At 60.5% G+C, this 3,153-nt stretch carries 3 protein-coding genes and 1 pseudogene; all 4 read left to right on the forward strand.

All coding sequences use genetic code 11. The annotated features are described in order from the left end of the window. Positions 1-263, forward strand: a pseudogene (locus LO50_RS22305) (cytochrome C oxidase Cbb3); the annotation flags it as partial. Positions 264-276: 13 nt separating this feature from the next. Continuing rightward, positions 277-888 (forward strand): cytochrome-c oxidase, cbb3-type subunit II, encoded by a 612-nt coding sequence (ccoO, locus tag LO50_RS22310; RefSeq protein ID WP_044316406.1) that lies wholly within the window; start codon positions 277-279, stop codon positions 886-888. A gap of 94 nt (positions 889-982) precedes the next feature. Further along, positions 983-1,918 carry a cytochrome-c oxidase, cbb3-type subunit III gene (gene ccoP / locus LO50_RS22315; RefSeq protein WP_044316407.1) on the forward strand — a complete coding sequence of 312 codons (936 nt, stop codon included), beginning with the start codon at positions 983-985 and terminating at the stop codon, positions 1,916-1,918. A gap of 352 nt (positions 1,919-2,270) precedes the next feature. Continuing rightward, a partial coding sequence (locus tag LO50_RS22320) for a cbb3-type cytochrome c oxidase subunit I (protein WP_044316408.1) occupies positions 2,271-3,153 on the forward strand: 883 nt, incomplete at its 3' end.

Consider the following 3,153-nt stretch of genomic DNA (forward strand, 5'->3'; position numbering starts at 1 on the left):
CCACCATCGGCACCGTGCTCTACATCGCCTCGATGTGGGTCAACGGTATCGCCCAGGGCCTGATGTGGCGCGCGATCAATGACGACGGCACGCTGACCTACTCCTTCGTCGAAGCACTGGAAGCCAGCCACCCCGGTTTCGTGGTGCGCATGATCGGTGGTGCGATCTTCTTCGCCGGCATGCTGGTGATGGCCTACAACACCTGGCGCACCGTGCAGGCTGCCAAGCCCGCCGAGTACGACGCTGCCGCGCAGATCGCCTGAGGAGCCTAGGTAAATGAAATCGCACGAGAAACTAGAAAAGAACGTCGGGCTGTTGACCCTGTTCATGATCCTGGCGGTGAGCATCGGCGGTCTGACCCAGATCGTCCCGCTGTTCTTCCAAGACGCCGTCAACGAGCCGGTCGAAGGCATGAAGCCTTACACCGCGCTGCAACTGGAAGGCCGCGATCTGTACATCCGCGAAGGCTGTGTCGGCTGCCACTCGCAGATGATCCGTCCGTTCCGCGCCGAAACCGAGCGTTACGGCCACTACTCGGTCGCTGGCGAAAGCGTCTATGACCATCCGTTCCTGTGGGGCTCCAAGCGTACCGGTCCGGACCTGGCCCGTGTCGGTGGCCGCTACTCCGATGACTGGCACCGCGCGCACCTGTACAACCCGCGCAACGTAGTGCCCGAATCGAAGATGCCGTCCTACCCGTGGCTGGTCGAGAACACCCTCGACGGCAAGGACACCGCCAAGAAGATGTCGGCACTGCGCACCCTCGGTGTGCCGTACACCGAAGAGGACATCGCCGGCGCTCGCGACTCCGTCAATGGCAAGACCGAGATGGACGCCATGGTGGCCTACCTGCAAGTACTCGGCACGGCTCTGACCAACAAGCGCTAATCGCACAGCCAAGAAAAATGACGGCTGGCTTCGCAGCCGTCAGGGACTTCAATCGCGGACAGCCAGAGTTGCTCGGGCTGTCCAGGAGTAGCACATGAGCACTTTCTGGAGTGGATACATCGCCCTGCTGACGCTGGGCACCATCGTCGCTCTGTTCTGGCTGATCTTCGCCACCCGCAAGGGCGAGTCGGCCGGCACCACGGACCAAACGATGGGTCATGCCTTCGACGGCATCGAGGAATACGACAACCCGCTGCCGCGCTGGTGGTTCCTGCTGTTCATCGGCACCCTGGTGTTCGGCATCCTTTACCTCGTGCTCTATCCGGGCCTGGGTAACTGGAAAGGCGTACTGCCCGGCTACGAGGGTGGCTGGACTCAGGAAAAGCAGTGGGAGCGCGAGGTCGCTCAGGCCGATGAAAAATACGGTCCGATCTTCGCCAAGTACGCTGCCATGTCGGTGGCAGAAGTCGCTCAGGACGAGCAAGCCGTGAAGATGGGTGCTCGCCTGTTCGCCAACTACTGCGCCATCTGCCATGGTTCCGATGCCAAGGGCTCCCTGGGCTTCCCGAACCTGGCTGACCATGACTGGCGCTGGGGTGGTGATGCAGCCTCGATCAAGACCAGCATCCTCAACGGCCGTATCGCAGCAATGCCGGCCTGGGGTCAGGCTATCGGCGAGGAAGGCGTGAAGAACGTGGCAGCCTTCGTCCGTAAGGAACTCGCTGGCCTGGCGCTGCCGGAAGGCACCGACGCTGATCTGGGCAAAGGCAAAGAGGTCTATGCACAGACCTGCTCCGTCTGCCACGGCCAGGGTGGAGAAGGTATGGCGGCACTGGGTGCGCCGAATCTCCAGCATGCCTCCGGCTGGATCTACGGCTCGAGCCTCGCCCAGCTGCAGCAGACCATCCGCCACGGCCGCAACGGCCAGATGCCTGCCCAGCAGCAGTACCTGGGCGACGACAAGGTTCACCTGCTCGCCGCCTACGTCTACAGCTTGTCGCAGAAACCGGAACAACTCGCCAAGCAGTAAGTCGTAAAAGGGCGGTAAACTCGTACCGCCCTTCTCGCCTTGTCTTCAGGCAACTCTCGTCGCGCTGCGACCATCTGTCGCATCATCAGCCGACCGAAGACCTTCCCCGCCCGCCCACGCACTTCTAAGCTTTGCTTCCGACTCGCCGCACCACCTAGAAGCATAAGGCGAACTCGGTATTTCTAGCGCACCGGCCTGGTGCGAAACATCCCTGCGCAGCGCATGGAAAACGCTTTAAATCAGGGTTTTGGCCAGCAAAGAGAGCCCGGGCGTCGTTTGCATTGCCCCCATGCTTTCTCCATACTTGCCGCCGTTTTTGCCTTCGAAAATGCCATTAGCGTGGAAGCCTTGCATGAGCACAGCAATAAGTGAGACTGCTTATAACTATAAGGTGGTTCGCCAATTCGCCATCATGACGGTGGTATGGGGAATCATCGGGATGGGCCTGGGTGTTTTGATCGCCGCGCAGTTGGTGTGGCCCTCGCTCAACTTCGACCTGCCGTGGACGAGCTTCGGCCGTCTACGACCATTGCACACAAACGCGGTTATCTTCGCATTCGGTGGTTGCGCACTGTTTGCCACGTCCTATTACGTGGTTCAGCGCACTTGCCAGGCGCGTCTGTTCTCCGACGGACTCGCGGCCTTCACCTTCTGGGGTTGGCAGGCTGTGATCGTGCTTGCAGTCATCACGCTTCCACAGGGCTTCACCAGCTCCAAGGAATACGCGGAACTGGAGTGGCCGATCGACATCCTGCTCACGCTGGTGTGGGTGTCGTACATCGGCGTGTTCTTCGGCACGATCATGAAGCGCAAGGCCAAGCACATCTATGTGGGTAACTGGTTCTTCGGCGCGTTCATCCTGGTTACGGCGATGCTGCACATCGTCAACAACCTGGAAATCCCGGTGTCCTGGTTCAAGTCCTACTCGATCTATTCGGGTGCGACCGACGCGATGGTGCAATGGTGGTACGGCCACAACGCCGTGGGCTTCTTCCTGACCACCGGCTTCCTGGGCATGATGTATTACTTCGTGCCGAAGCAGGCCGAGCGCCCGGTGTATTCCTATCGCCTGTCGATCGTTCACTTCTGGGCGCTGATCACCCTTTATATCTGGGCCGGTCCGCACCACCTGCACTACACCGCCCTGCCGGACTGGGCACAAAGCCTGGGCATGGTGATGTCGATCATCCTGCTGGCTCCGAGCTGGGGCGGCATGATCAACGGCATGATGACCC

This window comes from Stutzerimonas stutzeri (assembly GCF_000935215.1).
GTDB lineage: Bacteria > Pseudomonadota > Gammaproteobacteria > Pseudomonadales > Pseudomonadaceae > Stutzerimonas.

What these genes read in the sequence shown, in the direction of transcription:
- ccoO (WP_044316406.1), top strand. Translation starts at nt 277, where the DNA reads ATGAAATCGCACGAGAAACTAGAAAAGAACGTCGGGCTGTTGACCCTG.
- ccoP (WP_044316407.1), top strand. Translation starts at nt 983, where the DNA reads ATGAGCACTTTCTGGAGTGGATACATCGCCCTGCTGACGCTGGGCACC.